At 43.5% G+C, this 20,344-nt stretch carries 15 protein-coding genes; 10 read left to right on the forward strand and 5 right to left on the reverse strand.

Annotated elements, in window-relative coordinates; all coding sequences use genetic code 11:
* Positions 1–14 precede the first annotated feature (14 nt).
* Both hutH and hutU read right to left on the reverse strand, forming a co-directional pair.
* On the reverse strand, positions 15–1,547 hold the full coding sequence (hutH, locus tag BUA59_RS12995) for a histidine ammonia-lyase (protein ID WP_072840130.1): 1,533 nt from the start codon (positions 1,545–1,547) through the stop codon (positions 15–17).
* A gap of 155 nt (positions 1,548–1,702) precedes the next feature.
* Entirely contained in the window at positions 1,703–3,391 is a 1,689-nt protein-coding gene (gene hutU / locus BUA59_RS13000) for a urocanate hydratase (RefSeq protein WP_072840131.1), read from the reverse strand.
* Positions 3,392–3,693: 302 nt separating this feature from the next.
* On the opposite strand from hutU, the gene BUA59_RS13005 reads away from it, so the two are divergent.
* Together BUA59_RS13005 and BUA59_RS13010 are read left to right on the forward strand one after the other, a co-directional pair.
* Complete coding sequence (locus BUA59_RS13005) at positions 3,694–5,094, forward strand: formimidoylglutamate deiminase (RefSeq protein ID WP_072840132.1); 1,401 nt, start codon at positions 3,694–3,696, stop codon at positions 5,092–5,094.
* A complete protein-coding gene (locus BUA59_RS13010; protein ID WP_072840133.1) occupies positions 5,084–5,725 on the forward strand; it encodes a HutD/Ves family protein in 642 nt (213 codons plus the stop codon). The genes BUA59_RS13005 and BUA59_RS13010 overlap by 11 nt, the downstream gene beginning before the upstream one ends.
* Here BUA59_RS13010 and hutC read toward each other — a convergent pair.
* A complete protein-coding gene (hutC, locus tag BUA59_RS13015) occupies positions 5,722–6,477 on the reverse strand; it encodes a histidine utilization transcriptional repressor HutC (protein WP_232617082.1) in 756 nt (251 codons plus the stop codon). The two genes, BUA59_RS13010 and hutC, sit on opposite strands and share 4 nt — an antisense overlap.
* Before the next feature lie 99 nt (positions 6,478–6,576).
* Complete coding sequence (locus tag BUA59_RS13020) at positions 6,577–7,251, reverse strand: cytochrome b/b6 domain-containing protein (RefSeq protein WP_072840134.1); 675 nt, start codon at positions 7,249–7,251, stop codon at positions 6,577–6,579.
* Between the two features lie 188 nt (positions 7,252–7,439).
* Here BUA59_RS13020 and BUA59_RS13025 point away from each other — a divergent pair, with 188 nt between their 5' ends.
* The 6 genes from BUA59_RS13025 (at position 7,440) to BUA59_RS13055 (ending at position 16,096) form a co-directional block, all read left to right on the forward strand.
* On the forward strand, positions 7,440–8,471 hold the full coding sequence (locus tag BUA59_RS13025) for an SRPBCC family protein (RefSeq protein ID WP_072840135.1): 1,032 nt from the start codon (positions 7,440–7,442) through the stop codon (positions 8,469–8,471).
* A gap of 382 nt (positions 8,472–8,853) precedes the next feature.
* On the forward strand, positions 8,854–10,143 hold the full coding sequence (gene pepQ, locus BUA59_RS13035; RefSeq protein ID WP_245813150.1) for a Xaa-Pro dipeptidase: 1,290 nt from the start codon (positions 8,854–8,856) through the stop codon (positions 10,141–10,143).
* A gap of 302 nt (positions 10,144–10,445) precedes the next feature.
* Complete coding sequence (locus BUA59_RS13040) at positions 10,446–11,438, forward strand: tripartite tricarboxylate transporter substrate binding protein (protein WP_072840138.1); 993 nt, start codon at positions 10,446–10,448, stop codon at positions 11,436–11,438.
* 83 nt (positions 11,439–11,521) lie between these two features.
* On the forward strand, positions 11,522–12,037 hold the full coding sequence (locus BUA59_RS13045; protein WP_072840139.1) for a tripartite tricarboxylate transporter TctB family protein: 516 nt from the start codon (positions 11,522–11,524) through the stop codon (positions 12,035–12,037).
* Positions 12,038–12,044: 7 nt separating this feature from the next.
* Positions 12,045–13,544 (forward strand): tripartite tricarboxylate transporter permease, encoded by a 1,500-nt coding sequence (locus BUA59_RS13050; RefSeq protein WP_072840140.1) that lies wholly within the window; start codon positions 12,045–12,047, stop codon positions 13,542–13,544.
* A 410-nt stretch (positions 13,545–13,954) separates the two neighbouring features.
* Positions 13,955–16,096, forward strand: a complete 2,142-nt coding sequence (locus BUA59_RS13055) for a methyl-accepting chemotaxis protein (protein ID WP_072840141.1) — start codon at positions 13,955–13,957, stop codon at positions 16,094–16,096.
* A gap of 127 nt (positions 16,097–16,223) precedes the next feature.
* Here BUA59_RS13055 and BUA59_RS13060 read toward each other — a convergent pair whose 3' ends face one another.
* Complete coding sequence (locus tag BUA59_RS13060; protein WP_072840142.1) at positions 16,224–18,077, reverse strand: bifunctional sugar phosphate isomerase/epimerase/4-hydroxyphenylpyruvate dioxygenase family protein; 1,854 nt, start codon at positions 18,075–18,077, stop codon at positions 16,224–16,226.
* Between the two features lie 331 nt (positions 18,078–18,408).
* Here BUA59_RS13060 and pcaQ point away from each other — a divergent pair, with 331 nt between their 5' ends.
* Both pcaQ and BUA59_RS13070 read left to right on the forward strand, forming a co-directional pair.
* The gene (gene pcaQ, locus BUA59_RS13065; protein ID WP_072840143.1) at positions 18,409–19,371 is read left to right on the forward strand and encodes a pca operon transcription factor PcaQ; all 963 of its coding nucleotides are present in this window, start codon (positions 18,409–18,411) and stop codon (positions 19,369–19,371) included.
* A gap of 22 nt (positions 19,372–19,393) precedes the next feature.
* Complete coding sequence (locus BUA59_RS13070; RefSeq protein ID WP_072840144.1) at positions 19,394–20,335, forward strand: AEC family transporter; 942 nt, start codon at positions 19,394–19,396, stop codon at positions 20,333–20,335.
* The last annotated feature ends 9 nt before the right edge of the window (positions 20,336–20,344 follow it).

Raw genomic sequence — 20,344 nt, forward strand, 5'->3', positions numbered from 1 at the left:
ATACGCTAGGTTACTTATAAACTAGGCAAGAGCCCTTTAGGCATAGTCTCGTTATGCACGGCTTCCAATAGTAATTCATTGGCTTTTTCAATGTCTGGCGCGAAGTAACGGTCTTTATCGTAGAAAGGCACGCGAGCACGTAACGTTGCACGAGCATTTTCTAGACGTTTGCTGGATTTCAAAGGCGCACGGAAGTCTAAACCTTGTACCGCAGACAAAATCTCAACAGCCAAAATACCGCGAGTATTTTCCGCCATATCTTTCAAGCGACGTGCCGCAAAGGTCGCCATGGAAACATGGTCTTCTTGGTTAGCCGAGGTTGGTAAGCTATCTACAGACGCAGGATGCGCATAGCTTTTATTCTCACTCGCAAGGGCTGCAGCCGTTACTTGAGCAATCATAAAACCAGAGTTCACACCGCCGTTATCCACCAAGAATGGTGGTAATTTACTTAGATTGCTGTCGATCAACAACGCCATACGGCGTTCTGATAAACTACCGATTTCAGCAATCGCCAAGGCAAGATTATCCGCCGCCATAGCAACAGGTTCAGCGTGGAAGTTACCACCAGAAATGATGTCGCCTTCAGCAGCAAACACTAATGGGTTGTCTGATACTGAGTTAGCTTCCACGCACAAGACTTTAGACGTGCTGCGGATTTGCTCAAGGCACGCACCCATAACCTGTGGCTGACAGCGCAATGAATAAGGGTCTTGTACCTTTTCACAATTTTGATGTGAGTCGCCCAGCTCACTGGTTTCACCTAATAGATGACGATACGCAGCGGCTGCATCGATTTGTGTTTGATGACCACGCACTTCATGGATACGCGCATCAAATGGGCTACGGCTACCTAACGCAGCTTCTACAGACAAAGAACCACAAACAATGGCAGAGGCGAATAAATCTTCCGCTTCAAACAAACCTTCCAAGGCAAATGCGGTAGACGCTTGCGTGCCGTTTAGTAGAGCCAAACCTTCTTTTGGTGCCAAGGTAATAGGTTCTAATCCAGCGATAGACAACGCCGCATGACCTGAAATCACTTCGCCACGGTAACGGGCTTTGCCTTCGCCTAATAAAACAGTACTCATGTGAGCCAATGGCGCTAAATCGCCAGATGCGCCAACAGAGCCTTTTTTCGGAATACATGGATACACTTCTTTGTTAATCAAAGTAAGCAGTGCTTGAATCACTTCCAAACGAATACCAGAGAAACCACGCGCTAGGCTGTTTACCTTCAACGCCATGATCAGTTTGACGGTTTTGTCTTCCATCAAAGCACCGATACCTGCAGCGTGAGATAGTACGATACTGCGTTGTAACTCATCCAAATCTTCTGGGGCAATACGCGTATTCGCCAACAAACCAAAGCCTGTGTTAATACCGTACACCGTACGATTTTCCGCTATTACATCGTTAACCACTTGCGTGCTGGCGTGAATACCAGGGAAAGCGCTTTCGTCTAACGTCAATTTAACGTGACGACGACTAATTTGACGCAATTCGTTTAGAGTCAATTGACCTGGTTTTATGGTTAATTCAAACATAGTACTCTCCAATCTTGATGTCATATTCTGCCATCAAATAATTTTTATAATATTGTTTTACGCCCTTGTGAGGCTTCTTCTATAAGCAGTACGCAACACTTAAAACAAATAATATTTAAGTGTTGCGTCGTATATTAAGATCTTGTAGCTGTCTGTTACTTTCCGGTAATCATAGGCAGATTTAACCCCTGCTCTTTCGCGCAATCGATAGCAATCTCATAACCCGCATCGGCATGACGCATCACGCCTGTCGCTGGATCATTATGAAGAACTCGAGCAATACGTGCTGCCGCATCATCACTGCCGTCACACACAATCACCATGCCAGAATGCTGAGAGAAGCCCATGCCTACGCCACCGCCGTGGTGCAAAGACACCCAAGTCGCACCAGACGCTGTGTTTAACAAAGCGTTCAATAACGGCCAATCAGAGACTGCATCAGAGCCGTCTTTCATACCTTCGGTTTCACGGTTCGGGCTGGATACAGAACCAGAGTCCAGATGGTCACGACCAATAACAATTGGCGCAGACAATTCACCGCTGCGAACCATTTCATTAAAGGCTAGGCCAAGTTTGGCACGTTGACCAAGACCGACCCAACAAATACGCGCTGGCAAACCTTGGAATTGAATACGCTCACGCGCCATGTCTAACCAACGATGCAAATGCTCATCATCCGCGATCAATTCTTTTACTTTGGCATCCGTTTTATAAATATCTTCTGGATCACCAGACAAGGCAGCCCAACGGAAAGGACCGATACCGCGACAGAACAAAGGACGAATATAAGCTGGTACAAAGCCTGGAAAATCAAAGGCGTTTTCCACGCCTTCTTCCATCGCCATTTGACGAATGTTGTTACCGTAATCAAACGTCGGCACACCCATTTTTTGGAAATCCAACATAGCTTGAACGTGTTTCGCCATGGATTTTTTCGCGGCGGTTACGATTTCTTTTGGCTGAGTTTGTGCTTTCTCGCGGTACTCTTCCCAGCTCATGTCTAATGGCAAGTAGCCGTTTAATGGATCATGAGCCGATGTTTGGTCTGTCACCATATCTGGGTGAATACCACGTTTTACCATTTCAGGTAGAATTTCTGCAGCATTACCGCAAAGCGCGATAGAAACCGCTTTGCCTTCTGCGGTGTATTTCTTAATGCGAGCCATGGCATCGTCTAGGTCAGTCGCTTGCTCATCCACATAACGAGTACGTAGACGGAAATCGATGCGGCTTTGCTGACATTCGATATTCAACGAACACGCGCCAGCCAAGGTTGCTGCTAGAGGTTGTGCGCCACCCATGCCACCAAGCCCCGCCGTTAATACCCAACGACCTGCCAAGTTACCATCGTAATGCTGACGACCCGCTTCAACGAAAGTTTCGTAAGTGCCTTGCACAATGCCTTGGCTACCAATGTAGATCCAAGAACCCGCTGTCATTTGGCCGTACATCGCCAAGCCTTTGGCATCTAGCTCGTTAAAGTGTTCCCAGTTGGCCCAATGTGGCACTAAGTTTGAGTTGGCAATAAGTACACGCGGTGCGTTGCTGTGGGTTTTAAATACACCCACTGGCTTGCCAGATTGCACCAATAAAGTTTCGTCTTCTTCTAGTTCTTTTAGGGATTCAACGATCTTGTCATAACATTCCCAATCACGCGCCGCACGCCCAATACCACCGTAAACCACCAATTCTTCTGGGTTTTCTGCCACATCCGGATCTAGGTTGTTCATTAGCATACGCATTGGCGCTTCAGTAAACCAAGATTTTGCGGTAAGAGTCGTTCCAGTTGCCGCTTTCACCACACCTGCGCGGTAACGTTTTTGAGCGAGTGTTTGCTTAGTCATTTTTTCACCTATCAAAGAATGTCTTTTTATTCTGATTAAAAGGAAGATTTAACGAACATGTATATACAATTAATCTAAAGATAAAATCTAATTTTTCTGGATGCAAGCCATTTTTTAAAATTAATCGCCTTTTCATCTTTAAAAATAGAGAAAAAAACCATCAACACAACAAAAAAACCTTAATAAACAGTCACTAAATAAACGAGTAAATAGATAACTAATAAACCCATTAAAAACATACTTGTATATACATTATATTTTCTATTACACTCAGAGCATCAATATTTATTAGGGAATGACTTGTGACGGGCCATAACTCAACTCATTGCGATAGCACTCAATACTATTTTTCTGAACGAGCTTTGCTCTCTTCTGGCTGGTCGAATAATGTGCTTTTCTCAGTAAAAGACGGACAATTTCATTCTTTTAAAGCAGACAGCACACCGATAACAGACTGCCATGTATTATCTGGCCCAGTCTTGCCAACGCTTGCCAACGTTCATTCTCATGCCTTTCAGCGAGTGATGGCTGGTGCTGCAGAAGTCAGCTTAAATCCAAACGATAGTTTTTGGAGTTGGCGCGATTTGATGTACAAGATCGTGCAAAAACTTACGCCAGACGATGCTCGTATTATTGCCAAACAACTTTATATCGACATGCTAAAAGCCGGTTATACACAAGTCGGAGAATTCCACTATCTGCACCACGATATTGGCGGAAAGCATTATGGCCAGTTTGGTGAGATGTCGAATCAGATCATCGCTGCAGCAGACGACTCTGGAATGGGCTTAACTTTGCTACCTGTGCTGTATTCTCACTCTGGTTTTGGAGGGCAAGCACCGAACGCCGGACAAGCGCGCTTTATCAATTCCACAGATTCCTATTTGTCATTACATCAAGCCTGTGAGAAAGCGTTAGCGAATCATGCGCGTCATAGGCTAGGCATTTGCTTTCACTCATTGCGCGCGGTGACCAAACCGCAAATTGAAACCGTATTACAATCTCTCACTAAAGATTGTCCGGTTCACATTCATATAGCGGAGCAACAAAAGGAAGTGCAAGACAGCCTAGCCTTCAGCGGACAACGTCCAGTGGAATGGCTACATAATGAAATAGGGTTGGATGAGCGCTGGTGCTTAGTTCACGCCACTCACCTAACCGATGCAGAACGCCAAGCCATTGCGAAGAGCAAAGCCGTTGCAGGATTATGCCCAACTACCGAAGCAAATCTAGGCGACGGCATTTTCCCTGCGGTGGAATTCGAGAAAGAAAATGGCCGTTGGGGAATTGGCTCCGACAGCCATGTTAGCTTGTCGATTGTTGAAGAGCTAAGAACACTGGAATATGGACAACGTTTGCGCGATCAACAGCGCAACCGTTTATACCGTGCGGACCAAACCAGCGTCGGCGACAACCTATACCAACAAGCCTTATTGGGTGGTAATCAAGCTTGCGACGTGTCATTGGGATTAAGCCAAGGTAACCGAGCTGACTTTATGGTGCTCGACGAGTCTCACCCTTTTATCGCCGCAAGCGAATCAAAGGACTTACTCAACCGTTGGCTATTTGCCACCAATGAAAATCTCGTTAAAGACGTTTTTGTCGCTGGCAAACACACAATAAAAGATTTCCACCACCAGCAAGAAGAAAGCAGCCGCCAGGCTTTTATTCAAGTGATTAAAAAGGTGATGTATGACGTTTAATACTTCGTTGCCATACCAGATCATTGCGCAAAGTGATTACCAACGCATGCCTTGGAAAAACGGCCTTGGCGAAACTCTAGAGATTCAACGTCATGAAGATGAAAGCGGCCTGCGTTTTCGTATCAGCCAAGCATCTGTGGTTGAAGACGGCGTATTTTCAGACTTCAGCGGATTGCATCGCACCTTAGTCTTGTTGTCTGGCGAAGGAATGACACTCGAACATGCAGTCAAAAACAAAAACAGCAGCCACACAAACAAGTTAAGTAATGCATTGGATATAGCGCGCTTTTCAGGCGGAGATGAAACTTACGCCACACTGAAAAGTGGCAAGATTGAAGACCTTAATATCATGGTGCGAGAAACCGACACTCAGGCCAATGTTCAAGCCTTCACAGCACCTTGCTCGCTCTTATTTTCAAATAACAGCACCTTGTTTTCAAATAACAGCACCTTGTTTTCAAATGACGACTTCTTGTTCTGTGGTTTTTATGTTTGCGAGGATGGAGTGCTAGAAATTGAAAATACTGTCTTGACGATAAGTGCACACAGCATGGTGATTTTCTCGCAAAACGCCAATGCAAAATTAACTAAAGGCAGTGGCGTTTTTATTAACATTACTGAGTTAGATTAACGACCAAAATGCCCAAAAAGTTGGAAACGAGAACCAGGATGCAATAAACGCGCAGCGGTGACAATGTCATCGCCCGCCCAAGTACGGCGTTTTATTTGCAAACACGGCTCTGATGCTTGAATTTGTAAGCGTTCACATTCGACTGCATTAGGTAAAATAGCTTCCACCAAATGCTCGCCTTCTGTCATCGGTGCAGCACTCATTAAATATTCGTAAGACGTATGCTTTGCAAAATCCTGTTTATCGTATTCTGGTGCTAACGTCGCATTCACAACACGTTCTTCAATTTGAATTGGCAAATCATTTTCGAAATGCAAAACCACCGAACGGAAAATGCCATGATTGGTACGAACACCTAACGTCATCGCTTCTTCCATTGTCGCTTTGGCAGATTCCAAGACTAATAATTCAGAGCGATGTTTATGACCGCGAGCAGCAACCTCTTCTGCGATGTTATGAACATCAAACAGTGCTGAATGAGCCTTTTTCTCGGCAACAAAAGTGCCTAATCCTTGGTGACGAACAAGAAAACCTTCAGCAGTTAATTCGCGCAATGCGCGGTTGACCGTCATACGGCTCACACCCAAAGCTTTCACGACTTCAGATTCCGAAGGTATGCGCTGATTTGTCTGCCATTCTCCTGATGAAATTTTCAACGAAATCGCCTGCTTTAACTTGGCATATATCGGCAAAGGGGCATCCGGTAAATCATCGAATAAATTCGCTAAATTGGGAGCAGTTACGTCAGACACTAAGGATTCCATATGTTCGTGAATTTAAGAAAGAATTATATCGTGACTCGATAAGAACAAACAATCAACTTGTCTATACATCTAAAAAAACAAGTCTTTTTAGATAGGCGCCAGCCATAGTGCTGCCAACCAGGAAAGCCCCATCAACAAAGAAAATATCACGCCCCAGCGGGGCGTCTTCACTTCAACAGAAGCCACTTCAACCGATGTCATTGTATGATGTTTTTTACGTCCGAGAATCATGGCTTCAATAAGACGCTCTTTAAGACATAACTCATGATAAAACACAGCTAGCACGTGCATGGCAACTAAACCAAGTAATACGTTAGGTAAGAAATGATGAATCGACGCCAACTGGCTAGCCAAATCTTCTGAAATAAGAGAATAAAAAGGCCCAAACCAAAACACTTCATCACTAGTAAATAAGCCTGTTCCCCACTGTACTGAAAGCGCGAGCAATAAAACTACCACCATTAATGCACCAACAGGGTTATGACCCAAGTACTTTTTTGGACGACCAGAAAACAGCGACATAGCAAAGCGAAAAGCGACCTTTGGCCCCTTAACAAACTGACTAAAACGCGCGTAATAAGAACCATAGAAACCATAAAGCACACGAGCAATAACCACCGCAGACAAACCATAGCCCATGTAAAAATGGTACTGAATATAATCGCCTTCTGATTTACCCGTAATAATCAAACCAGTAAATAAAAGCACAATCAGCCAGTGGCTAATTCGCACAGGCCAATCCCACACCAGTGTTGATTTCATCTTAACTATCCTCTCGTGCTCTCATTAAAGTGTTCTTTCATAGAAACCTATGTAGGCTGCTCAAAAAACGCTCGCTTGCAAAATAGTGACATTAAACACTATGCTGTGAAAAGCAAGATTCTGATTGCCTATTTTCAGCACTTAACCGATAAACGCTTCTTTGAATCTATTATAAGGATGAGATATGTATGCTTGTCACGTTATTCCTGATCATGCTTTTCAGCGCTGTATTATTAGCGTATCTATTTTTATTTAGAGGTCGTTTCTTTAGTCGACAAAATGCAGTTATTGATGCGCCGATTGATGCAATTACTGAAGATCTAAGCGACCTTACTAATTGGCAAGTCTGGCTACCTTGGCTCATTTATGAACCTAAGTCCTATGTAGACTTTGAATACTTAAACTCAGGTATTCATTCAGTTTTTCCTTCCTGCTTAGTTTGGCAAGGCAAGCTGATTAAAGATGGGCATATTACTTTAAAGCCGGCACGCTCCGGCGCTCATTATTTTCATACGTTATTAGAAGCGCCAGCGTTTTACCCAAACGACGTACACTTCAACATTGACCTTACTAAACAGAAAGAACGCACTTTAATCACAATTCAAATAACCGGTAAGCTGCCTTTTCTTACCCGTTGGAAACAAAAAAATTACAGCATTCGCTCGGATAAAGACGCCGAACTCGCACTACTAAAACTATTGGCTTATCTAAACAAATACAGCAAAGCATCTAGCCATGAATACAACGCGCCAACCTTTGAATGGCTTAACAAGACCAAGCTAGACAATGTTGATGCGGTGACTCGACCTTTCGTGGTGAGCAACCAACCTATGTCGCAAAAAATGGATCAAGGCTTCCACGATTTGATTACCGAACTTGGTCCAGAAAATCCACCTGCTGGCCCAAGTTTCGCTTTATACAAAAAAGCCGACATCGCTCATCATTATTTTTCTGGTAGATTAGGTATTCCCGTACAAAATCTTGTGCCTTGTGAACTCTGCCCTGAACGTATTGTCTTACGAGGTAACTATTTGCATTTACGCTATATCGGTTGCTACCAAAACTTATCTTTAGCTTGGCATGTGTTGTACAGTTTTATGAGACTACACAACTTAAAACCCCATCGGCGACACTATGGTGTGGAAGTTTTTGAAGCCGGGCCAATGCAAAAAAATAGCTCAAAAGACTTCATCACCTCAGTATATTTGCCTATCAAATAATGGGCTTAGCTGTTTTCATGGGAAAAATTTATTTAAGCGATTTCTTTTAAGGATATTCAAACCTATGGTCACCTCACCCAAAGTTATGCAATTAGTAGAGAGTCTTTTGCGTATCATTTTAACCATTGTTTTTTTCTACGCTTTAAAAGAGTTACTTGATGTGGAAAATGACTTACTACTGGCGTTCTTTTCTGTACTTTGTGCATTTGTCTTATTTAGAGGATTAGTGCTTGGCTTCAATAAAATTACAGCCAAAAAATAGTGAGAGCCCCCTTAAAATTTAGCGTATCCTAATAGTTTATCCCCCTGAATACACAATGCAGATTTAATGGATACAAGTCTGCATTCTAGCTAACACTTGCAGATAAATATGAGTCCTTCTATGACGACACTATATCAAGAACATCTTGCCGTTCTCATCAATCGATATGAAAATGCCATGACGCATTTTGGCCTAGATGCCATTGTTTTAGCCTCAGGGGGAAAAAGTTATTACTTTCAGGATGATCATACCCATCCTTTTCATGCCTATTCTGGCGCGCAACAATGGTTACCTTTTACCTTAGGTGCAGAAACTTATGTTGTGCTAAAAATGGGCGAAAAGCCGACGTTAGTTTGGCCTGTTCGTGACGATTTCTGGCACGCTCCAAATCCTGTTCCTAGCGGCGATTGGCAACAAAACTGGAACATTGTTACGGCGAAAAAAACAGACAAATGGTTCGCTGATTTACCCAATAAAACCGCTTGGCTTGGTCCACAAGCCATGCCTTTCGCTGTCGCTTGTGATGGTTTAAAAGCCTATGTCGATTTTGCTAAGGCCGTGAAAACAGACTTCGAAATTCAAGCCATGCGCCAAGCCAGCATGCGCGGTGCTGCTGGTCATCTCGCGGCGAAAGAAGCGTTTCTTGCAGGAATGAGCGAACTGGAAATCCATCTCGCCTTTTTAAAAGCCAGCCAACAAAGTGCTTTCCAAGAACCTTATCCGGGCATTGTCGGTTTAGACGAGCATGCAGCTGTTTTGCATTATGAACATAAATCTATAGAACAAGTCGCCAACTCTCGTACTCTACTGATTGATGCTGGTGCCAACGAACATGGCTATGCCAGTGACATTACCCGTACTTTTACCCGTCACGATGATGACTTTAACGCCTTGATCAATGACCTTGATGTAATGGAACAAAAGCTTTGCCGTAGCGCCATATCTGGTGTTGCCTTCCGCGATTTACATCAAAACACGCTAGCAGGTATTGCGGCATTACTGCTTGAACATAAGATTTGTGCTTTAAGCGTTGAAGAGCAATTAGCAAAACGCATTCCACAAATTTTCTTTCCTCACGGCTTGGGTCATTTGCTTGGATTGCAGGTTCACGATGTGGGCGGCCATCAAATTGATCAAGCGGGCACCTTAAGCATGCCAGACGAGCACGCTCCTTTTTTACGCCTCACCAGAACATTAGAACAGAATATGGTGATCACCATTGAACCCGGCTTGTATTTCATTCCAATGCTAATAGATAAGATGCAGGCAGAAGTATCAAATCACGGTTGCGATATGGCACGCATTAAATACTTCATGCCCTATGGTGGCATTCGTATTGAAGACAATGTGGTGGTGAAAACTGACCAGACTGAAAACCTTACCCGCATCGCTTTTTCAACCACGCTATAAAAACATCGCTTACTTTTACCTATTAATATCAATAAGTTGATATTAATAGGTTCTTTCACTCGTTCTGTTTCGTCTCTCAGATAAATAATAAATTACATATTTTAACCAAGCTATCTATAACTAAAAGGCAATAAAATGAGTAACATATGGAATCGATACAGCCTTTATCAACAATCATCGATCAGCTAAGGTTATAGCGGTTGCGAAATACTCACTCAAGGATTGATCAGGTATCTATCGCTAATAATAAAAACACTAACAAAGCCAAAACCATCAAAAGATGGACGCTACAGAGGCCCCTAATGAAAAAAACAACAATAGCGTTACTAGCAGCACTATCCCTTTCTTCCTCTCTAACTTTCGCAGATTATCCAACTAAAGATATACAAGGCATTATCCAATGGGGAGCGGGCGGCTCAACCGATACGGTTATGCGTTCTATTGCCCCTCACGTTGAAAAAGAGCTTGGCGGAGACATTATCCTAACCAACAAAACTGGCGGTGTTGGTGCTATTGCAACTAAGTATGTTAATGCGAAAGCTGCCGACGGTTACACGCTTTTGATGGGGGCTGAAAACCCTCAGATGTACAAAATTTTAGGGCTTTCTGATATTGATTACAGCGATATGATCGCGATCAATGTGCTAGCTCGTGGTACGCCAATTATTGTGGCAAACAACGACGCACCATTTAACACGATGCAAGAACTGATTGAGTATACAAAAGCCCATCCAGGCGAAGTGAAATTTGGTTCTACAGGCCCTGGCGGGTTAACTTCTATTGTTACAGCTATGCTGGATTCTCAAGTCAAACTAGACTACACCAGCATTCCGTATAATGGTGATGGCCCAGCACTGACGGCTCTTCAAGGTGGTGCTATTGATGTAATGCCAGCCGTACTAGGTGCTACTATCGAACAAATCAAAGCTGGCCGCATGAAAGCCATCAGTATTGTTGATGTTGAAGCCAATAAACTTTTGCCTAACCTTGCACCTATCACTGATGCACTACCAGGCATGAAGTCTTACCTACCATGGGGGCCTTTCTTTGGCGTGTTCGTGAAAAAAGGCACACCTGATGAAGCGGTAGAAAAATTGCAAGCAGCCTTCCAAAAAGCCGCTTTCAACAAAGACTTTGTTGATCTAATGCAAAAGCGCGGTTTCACCATCATGAATATTTCAGGTGAAGAAGCCGATTACTTCCTAGAAGCATACCGTTCAACATCTTCTTGGTTAGTGCATGATGCAGGCTTTAGTAAGTTTTCACCAGAAGAGTTTGGTATCCGTAAACCATAAGGTTATCGTTCCATTTTGATCCCTAGACGCGACTTAACTGACAATAAGTCGCGTCTCCTCTTTTTGCTTTATCTGGAGTTACCATGTCCAGTCAATCTCCTATGATCAAAACCCGTAAACCTGGTGAACGCATATTCTGTTTTCTATTGGTTTTAGGAAGTGTTTATCTATTTTGGCAAGCTTATAATATTTCAGGATTCAGCTCGTTAAGCTCTCCTGGCGCGTTTCCACTTGCCGCTTCTGCTGCCATGATATTGGCATCTTGTGTGACTTTTTTGAACACGTTGAAAGTACCTGCAGCAAAGGATGTTCGTTTCGTTTATCACTGTTTCCCGCCAGTTATTGCAACCATTATGGCATTGATTTTGATCTACTCAGTGGTGCTGGAAAGCTTAGGATTCATTCTTACTAGTTTTGCTTTCCTATTCATTTCCATCCAATTTTTATATCGACGCAGTCCGCTCATAACACTCGCTATTACGCTGTTCGCACTGATTGTTGTATACATTATTTTCCGCCTCGTTTTTCAAGTCGTGCTTCCAGAAGGCATCGTACCTGAGCGCGAAATCCTATCCTCAATAAAGTCTTTGTGGAGATAGTCACCTTATGGATGCTTTTAATTATTTCGCCATGTCTTGGTTGTCCCCTGAATTACTAGGCTTAACAGCACTAGGAACTTTCTTGGGCATTTACGTCGGCGCTATTCCCGGTTTATCGGTCACTATGGCCGTTTCTATCTTGATCTCATTTACCTTCTCATGGGATGTAAATTACGCACTGTGTCTTATGGTTGGTGTCTACATGGGTGGGGTATATGGAGGCTCTCGTACCGCTATATTGCTTAATATCCCAGGTGCTCCTTCTGCTATTGCTACGGCTCTAGATGGTTATCCTTTGGCGAAAAAAGGTTTAGCTGGGGAAGCCATTGGTTTATCTACAATTATGTCTGTGGTCGGTGGCTTTGTCGGCATTATCGTCTTGGCTATTGCCGCACCAACGGTGAGTGAATTTGCTATTACCTTTCAACCGCGCGATTACATGATGTTGGGCGTGCTTGGAATTATGCTAGTAGGCTCTTTGTCTGGCAGCAGTTTGGCTCGAGGCATTTTTGCTGGCGCTCTTGGACTATTGATCGGTACCGTTGGACTAGACCCAATGACAGCCGAAGAGCGCTTTACGTTTGGCGTTGTCGAGCTTTGGGATGGTATTAACCCTGTTGCGGTAATGATTGGTATGTTTGGTATTTCTGAAGCCTTGCACCAGTTACACCACATGAACAAGGCCGTAGTGAAGCAGAAGATATCTCGCATCATTCCAAAATGGTCAGACATTAAAAAGTACATGCCGCTGAGCTTACAAACGTCTTTCATTGGCGTCATTGTAGGAGCGTTACCCGGAACCGGTGGTGATATTGCCGCGCTGATGGCTTACGACCATGCTAAACGCGTAACTAAGAATCCAAAAGTTCCATTTGGTGAAGGTGCTAAAGAAGGCTTGATCGCACCAGAATCGGCGAATAACGCTGCTGTCGGTGGTGCTTATATTCCAATGTTAACCTTGGGTATCCCTGGGGACGCAGTAACAGCAGTGTTTATCGGCGCCTTATTTATTCATGGTTTAAACCCAGGTCCTTTGTTGCTTATCGAACAGCCTCATATGTTCTGGTTTACCGTCGGTAACCTCACTCTAGCGAACATTTTCGTACTGATCTTTGGCTTAACTGGCATTAGACTTTTCTCGAAAATTGTCGAATGCCCTAAAGGCATTTTGATTCCGTTAATTTTCCTTTTGTCTATTGTTGGTGCTTATGCGATTAACAATGCCATTACGGATATTTGGTGGATGCTCGCCTTTGGTGTATTTGGCTACTTTATGCGTCTATACGGTTTTCCCGTTGGCCCAGTAATCTTAGGTGTTATTTTGAGTTCCTTGACTGACGAGAACTGGCGTCGTGCTATTCTGTCTGAACGTGGCAGTGTTGGGGACTTATTTATTAACCTATTCCACAGCCCACTTTCAACAGTGCTATTTAGTGTGATTGTTTTAATTCTATTTACGCAATCGCCTATTTGGACAAAATGGCTGAAGCGGAAACTTTTCCGTTAATTCATTTAATTGTTGCTTAGCAAACACTGACTACCAATTTTATAGATGAGGTAGTCAGTGTTTTTTACTTTATCACCACCAAAAAGATTCATTCTCTATTCCTACTCAAAACTTAACTAAAAACTAAAAACTAAAAACGTCAAAAAATTATCTTTTATCGCCAAAAAGAACCAACAGAGAGCAATAAAAAAACAAATACACCAATTTGGTGCAACTTTAAAAATCCGCCATTAAATAAAACACTGTTTTACTCTTCATATTCAGTCGAATGATAAGGTATTTTTATAAGTTAGCAGTGCATCAAACTAAAGTTTTATATTGAAAAAACAATGGCAAAAAAATTGCTTTTTATAAGCTCCCCCTAAGCGCATGCAACGAAGTAGTGCTTAACGCAACGGAGCAATATAGATATGAGTTTGAAAAGCAATCAGATGTTACTTTCAGCAAAAGAACGTCGTTGGTTACCTTGGTTTGGCAATACCGGACGACTCTCTCTCTTTTGGTCATGCTACTTAAATAAAGACACTTACCCCAATATTGAAAAAACCTTTGAAAGCATCGCCAACACAAGGGTAAAACTACTCAATACTTGGGTGAATAATCAATGGTCACAATTAGAAGTTTTATTAGAAATAATAACTAGCTCATTCCCTCATATTGAACAAGAAGCGCTAGAAGAACGTCTAAGTATAGTGCCTGACGTGTCTGAATACTTCGTGATTGATACGCAAGGCAAAGTGCTCAATTCCACCACAAAAGACCGTGTCAATAAGACAGACTTACAAGCTAAAGCAGTAGAAGCTGGCTTAAATCATCAGTTCCTCCATGGACCATACGTGGACCAAAACACGCTAAGCATCGGCGCTTCCAGCTCAAAATTCCATGATGCAGTGACCCTGATGTTTTACCTGCCAATTAAACAAAACGGCATCAGCGTTGGTGCTATTTGCGCTCGCGTTCCCAATGATGTAGTTGGCGATCTAATCCAGCGCGAAGCGGGACACATTTATAAAGAATCCGGCGACAACTATTTGTTCATGGTGAAGTCTGAGTTCGACAAATCCCTATTACCCGGAACAGCACTTTCCCGCTCACGTTTTGAAGATAACACCTTCAGCCATGGCGAAAACCTAAAAAGCGGAATAACCACAAACTGGGGAACAGTTAAAGTTCAACAACACACAGAGTTTGAAATCCGCTTTACTGACCCAGCCACAAAAGAGCTGCACCCTGGCGTAAGAGAAACCATCAAGAACGGCCAGAATCTTTTTGTGACTTACCCCGGTTATTCTGACTATCGACATATTCCTGTTATCGGCAAAGGCGTTACCTTTCAGTTAAAAGGCAGCCCAGACACTTGGGGGATGATGTGTGAAGGCGATTTGGAAGAAGTCTATCGTCGTCGCTCTATCAATCTAAAATTAATGAAAAGCTACCTATTGGCTTCCAGCGTGCCTCTTATCGTCAGCACTTCATTACAGGCTTACACCAACTTATCCATTGTCTTGACCAGCTTGGCGGCTTTCGCCAGCTTAACCGTCGCAGGGCTGCTATTTAATAGACTCAGCACCAAAAAAATAAGCAGCAGCATGAGCCAAATGACGGAAGTAATTCAAACCATCGCAGAGGGTGAAGGCAACCTTAAGCAGCGCCTTGACGACGATCTTGCCAACGACGAAACCGGCGATATGGGACGCTGGATGAACAGCTTTATAGATAATCTTGATACCACTATGGGACAAGTTATCTCTGCCAGCACCAACGTCAAAAAGTCTAATGACTTTATGGTTCGCACTAATGAAGAAGCAAGCCAAGCCTCGCACTATCTCGAATCTACGGTTGAAAGCATGCTGACAGTGTTTCAGCAACAAATAGACGAAGTGCAAAACGCATCGAAAACCGCGGATGATTTGAAGCAAGCGATGAATCAAGTGGCAGCAGAAACACAATCTCGCTTGCTAGACGCCAAAACAGGCACACAAGAAATACGCGATGTAGTGCGAGCCACAGCTGAATCGGTAAAGTCACTAGATCAAAAAACCAATGAAGTTGCCGGTATCATTACCACCATTTCGGACATCACCAACCAAACTAATTTATTGGCATTAAACGCCGCTATTGAGGCCGCAAGAGCGGGCGAACATGGACGTGGATTTTCCGTCGTGGCCGATGAAGTACGCAGTCTAGCATCCAAAACAGCCGCCGCTGCAGAAGAAATACAAGCCATGCTAGAAGGTATTCAGGAAGAAACTCGCAGTGCGGTGAGTTTTATGGAAAAAGGCGCAGAAAATGTCGATAAAAATCTCATGGCAAACGAACAAACCAACACTGGCGACAGTGCTTTATACGCCTTAGTCGACACCATGTTTGAGGCTATTTTATTGCTCAACGAAAGCAACAAAGAAAATGCGAAAACCGCACATGAAATGGGTGCAGCGACAGAACAAATGCAACGCTCGATTGCTGCACTACAAAGACGTTCGTCCCGCGTTGGATTGTCTGCCTTGAAGCTCAACTCGCTGGTTGGTCAGTTCCAAGTAACCGCCAAATAACAAAAAGACGCAGCTGTCTTTTCCACTTTTTAAAGCAAAAAAAACCGGAGGAAGTTTCCTTCCTCCGGCATAATTTCCTCACAAATGAATACGCCTAAAATAAATCATTCCCCGCAATGACAATGATTTATTTTTTCTCTTGGCGCGCCTGTGAGGCAAGACGGACAAATGCATTCGCTTCGCCATAACGGCTGTAATCACCAACTCGTTGTACAACTTCAAAAAAGACGCCATGTACTTCTTCTGTATAGAAATGGAAGAATTCACCTTCGTCATTTTGGTCATACATGATGTTGTGTGACTGTAATTTTTTAATCATCTCTGCAGGCAAACCAAAGCGCGCTTCAATATCACGATAATAGTTGTGTGGAATCGGTAACTGCTTCTCGCTATCAATGTTTTTTGCCGCAGCAAAAATATCGTCACAAGCAAAAGCAATTTGATGCACACCAGAGCCTTTTGATTTCTGAATAAAACGCTGCGCCGACGCGCCACGAGCGTTGGTCATATTCAATGGAATACGCACACGTTTGTCTTTGCTTAGCGCCGTACGACTCACCACCAATCCATGAATATCAGGCAAGTCTTGGCTGGCATCGATATCGAAACCAAACAACGATTTATAAAAGAAAGTCGCTGATAAAAAGTCCGTATTGGAAACCGTTTGGCCAATGTGATCAAATCGCGTTAAGCCAACACCAGACTCGCCTTGAATACCCTGAATTGGTTTGAAATCCACTTCGAAAAAACGTACTGCGGCGTCTGCTGAAACAAGGTACACCAAGCTATCGCCAATACCGCGAAGTGCTGGAATATTTAATTCACCTGGACCGGCCTGATTATCAAAACGCTCAACTCGATAACGCTCAGCAAGAGACAAAGTAGCTTTGACGTTTTCAGAGGCAAACGCCATCGCACAAACCGATACTCCGTGCTTTTGGAAATGCTCGTGGGCTTGGCTTTTCGGCTCGCGGTTGAGGATTAGGTTAATATTGCCCTGACGCATCAAGCTAACGTTTTTAGAGCGATGTTTATGTGTTTCATGGAAACCCAACTGAGCCAAAGTATTGGTCAGCGCTTCTCCGCTTTCGCCTTCAATCGCAAATTCAATAAATTCCACATCGCTAATTTGTGGAGCCACAATAGGGGCGGTTTTTTCTTCACGCTTACTCACTGTTTGGTCATCAAGCCAAATCAATGAACGCATGCCATCAATGGCTTTTTCTAGTGGTGAAGAAGAACGAAATTCGTCGTTGAAAATTTCATGGGACAAATAGTCATCAAACCCTTTGTCTTTCAAAACTTGTAAAAACTCGACCACCGGCATGTCGCCTTGGCCAGGGAAACAACGGAAATGTCGACTGTATTGCAACACGTCCATTTGTAGACTTGGCGCATCGGCCACTTGCACCAGCGCAATCTTGTTTAGCGGAATTTCATCACGCAGAACATCTAGCGTATTACCACGGGAAAACATGTGGAAGGTATCTAAAATAATACCCAAGTTCGGGTGATCAACACGTTTAACCAGATCCCATGCTTCATGATAATCGGCAATATGGTAACCCCAAGCTAGGGCTTCATAACCCAGCATGATGCCTTCTTTCTTGGCTATTTCAGCAAGAGCAAATAAGTCCGCCGCGCAAACATCACGATCTGCAGAAGAGTAAGGCTGCACGTTACTGCAAAACAACAAACGATTCGTACCCAATTCATGAGCAACATCGATTTTGTGCTGCAGCATCTTGGCCTTTTGCGAGCGCATTGGCTCAGGCATACCTTCCATATCTCGGAATGGTTGCAAAGCAATAATTTCCAAGCCTAGATCTTGCGCCATACGACGCACATCTTTTGGCGTACCATCGAACTGAGTTAAGTCATTTTCGAAGATTTCCACGCCTTGGAAACCGGCTTTTGCCGCCGCTTCGAATTTCTCTCTCAGCGTGCCAGATATGGTAACGGTTGCGAGTGCTGTCTTCATTCTTACGCCCTGACTGTCTACATTTCATAACGAAAACGATATATGAGAAACAAACCTGATTTTTGCTTCTATATTTACTAATATTGATGCTAGCACAAGATTTTTATATTGAGAGTCATATTAAGAATGAAATAAAGCGCTAAAAATATATCGAAAAAGGAATACATAGCTCCTTTCCAAAAACGTGATATAGGAGTGTAATATAGAAAAATCATTCCCTTATTAGCGCTTATAATGAGCCTGATTCCTTAGTGTTTCTTACTTAGTGGCTGACTACCTAATAGCCAATTAGCAGCGACTGAAACCATGAGAGTACGATGGGAGACTTTTTATGTTAGAAAACCGTATTAAATATCGCCACCTTCAATGCTTTTTAGAAGTCACTCGCCAAGGCAGCGTTGTTCGCGCTGCTGATGTACTGGCTCTGACCCAACCCGCCGTATCGAAAAAACTCAAAGAACTAGAAGACATTCTGGGCGTTAGACTATTAGAGCGCAGTAAAAAAGGCGTTGAACTTACTCCATTCGGCAATGTGTTTCTAGAACACGCCAGCACCAGCGTCGCCGCATTACGAGAAGGCACCGAACGTGTTGCACAAGCGCAACAAAAAGGCATCAGCCGTATTAGTATTGGTGTATTGCCTACTGTTGCGACTAGTATTTTGCCAGAATCCGTGAAGCGCTTTCGTACTGGCGGAATTGATGTACGCCTGCATTTAGTCTCTGGCCAAAATGCTTTATTAATGAGTCAGTTACGCGTTGGGGAATTGGATTTAGTCGTTGGACGCTTAGGCGTTCCAGAAGCTATGTCGGGCTTGTCGTTCCAACATTTGTACTCAGAGCAAGTGGCTTTTACTGTTCGCCCAAATCACCCATTGCTGACAAAAGAAAACTTCCAGATCAGCGATATTGCCAATTACACTGTACTTTATCCACCAAAAGGTTCTATTACCGCGCCCTATGTAGACCGTTTTTTATTGTCCCAAGGCGTTAGTACTCTGACCGATAGAATCGATACTGTATCAGACTCATTTGGTAAGGAGTTTATTCGTAATAACGATGCGGTGTGGATCATTTCGCGTGGTGTAGTAGCACGCGAAATTTCTGATGGTGAACTGGATGAATTGCCTATCGACACAAAAGAAACGCTAGGAGCAGTTGGCTTAACAACACGAGCGGACTCGGTTCCCTCTATGGCGCTTAAACTCTTTATGAATGCGATTCGAGATACTGCACAAACCTTAGACAGCTATTACAAACCAATTGATCATCATAGAGATGAACCCGCAATTTAAACCGCCCATACAGGAACCATAGATGCTGACCATTATTGCGATCACAACCCCGATTTTTATCATGATAATGTTGGGGTACTTTGCGGTTCGCGTTAAATTGGTTCCTGGTGACACCATTGCGGGCATGGCAAAAATCGTCATGTATTTCACGCTTCCTGCATTGATTTTTAGTACCTTGGCCAGAATGGAATTTGATGAGGTCATTGTTCCAACCTATCTCGCCACTTACGCCATCGGCTCCTTATTAACCATGCTAATCGGCGTATTGATCAGCTTAAAAATAATGAACCGTTCTTTAATCGAGAGCACATTAAAAGGCGTGGGGATGGCAAATTCAAACTCTGCGTTCTTTGCCTATCCTGTGATGTTGCTGGCATTCAGTAATCCCCCAACGGCGGCGTTTGCCATGTCGTTAATCATTGAGAACATTTTGGTTCTACCCATCACTTTTGTGATTTTAGAAATCAGCTCATCCAGAGGCCAAGGTCTTAAGCCCACCTACATGTTCTATACTGTGGTAAAAAGGTTGATCAAAAATCCGTTAATTCTAGCCGTCACTGGCGGGGTATTAGCATCGACTTTTCACCTAGAACTGCCTGCAGTAATTGATCGAGTATTAGTCATGTTATCCGGCGCATCCGCGACTCTCGCACTCATTGTGCTTGGAGGTTCATTAGTCGGAACCAGCCTAACAGGCAATGCCAAAGACATTTGTTTTGTCACCACAGGAAAACTAGTACTACATCCGTTGATGATTGCTGTCGTGGCGCTCTTTATGCCGGAAATGGACCGTAACCTTTTACTCGGCGGCATCTTGATTGCGGCAGTTCCTATGATGAGTATTTATCCAATTATTGGTAGCCAGTATGGTTTTCGCTCTCTTTGTGCAAGTATTTTATTGGTCACCACATTAGTGTCATTCGTTACACTCGCTGTTATTTTGTCATTTATGGGAGTGAGTTAATGCCTTGTT

Source organism: Marinomonas polaris DSM 16579 (assembly GCF_900129155.1).
GTDB lineage: Bacteria > Pseudomonadota > Gammaproteobacteria > Pseudomonadales > Marinomonadaceae > Marinomonas > Marinomonas polaris.

Excerpts from the sequence above, each read along its gene's own strand:
- BUA59_RS13070 (WP_072840144.1), top strand. The coding sequence starts at position 19,394 with ATGCTGACCATTATTGCGATCACAACCCCGATTTTTATCATGATAATG.
- BUA59_RS13020 (WP_072840134.1), bottom strand. The coding sequence starts at position 7,251 with ATGAAATCAACACTGGTGTGGGATTGGCCTGTGCGAATTAGCCACTGG.
- hutH (WP_072840130.1), bottom strand. The coding sequence starts at position 1,547 with ATGTTTGAATTAACCATAAAACCAGGTCAATTGACTCTAAACGAATTG.
- BUA59_RS13040 (WP_072840138.1), top strand. The coding sequence starts at position 10,446 with ATGAAAAAAACAACAATAGCGTTACTAGCAGCACTATCCCTTTCTTCC.
- BUA59_RS13045 (WP_072840139.1), top strand. The coding sequence starts at position 11,522 with ATGTCCAGTCAATCTCCTATGATCAAAACCCGTAAACCTGGTGAACGC.
- BUA59_RS13010 (WP_072840133.1), top strand. The coding sequence starts at position 5,084 with ATGACGTTTAATACTTCGTTGCCATACCAGATCATTGCGCAAAGTGAT.
- pcaQ (WP_072840143.1), top strand. The coding sequence starts at position 18,409 with ATGTTAGAAAACCGTATTAAATATCGCCACCTTCAATGCTTTTTAGAA.
- BUA59_RS13060 (WP_072840142.1), bottom strand. The coding sequence starts at position 18,077 with ATGAAGACAGCACTCGCAACCGTTACCATATCTGGCACGCTGAGAGAG.
- hutU (WP_072840131.1), bottom strand. The coding sequence starts at position 3,391 with ATGACTAAGCAAACACTCGCTCAAAAACGTTACCGCGCAGGTGTGGTG.
- BUA59_RS13055 (WP_072840141.1), top strand. The coding sequence starts at position 13,955 with ATGAGTTTGAAAAGCAATCAGATGTTACTTTCAGCAAAAGAACGTCGT.
- BUA59_RS13050 (WP_072840140.1), top strand. The coding sequence starts at position 12,045 with ATGGATGCTTTTAATTATTTCGCCATGTCTTGGTTGTCCCCTGAATTA.
- BUA59_RS13025 (WP_072840135.1), top strand. The coding sequence starts at position 7,440 with ATGCTTGTCACGTTATTCCTGATCATGCTTTTCAGCGCTGTATTATTA.
- pepQ (WP_245813150.1), top strand. The coding sequence starts at position 8,854 with ATGACGACACTATATCAAGAACATCTTGCCGTTCTCATCAATCGATAT.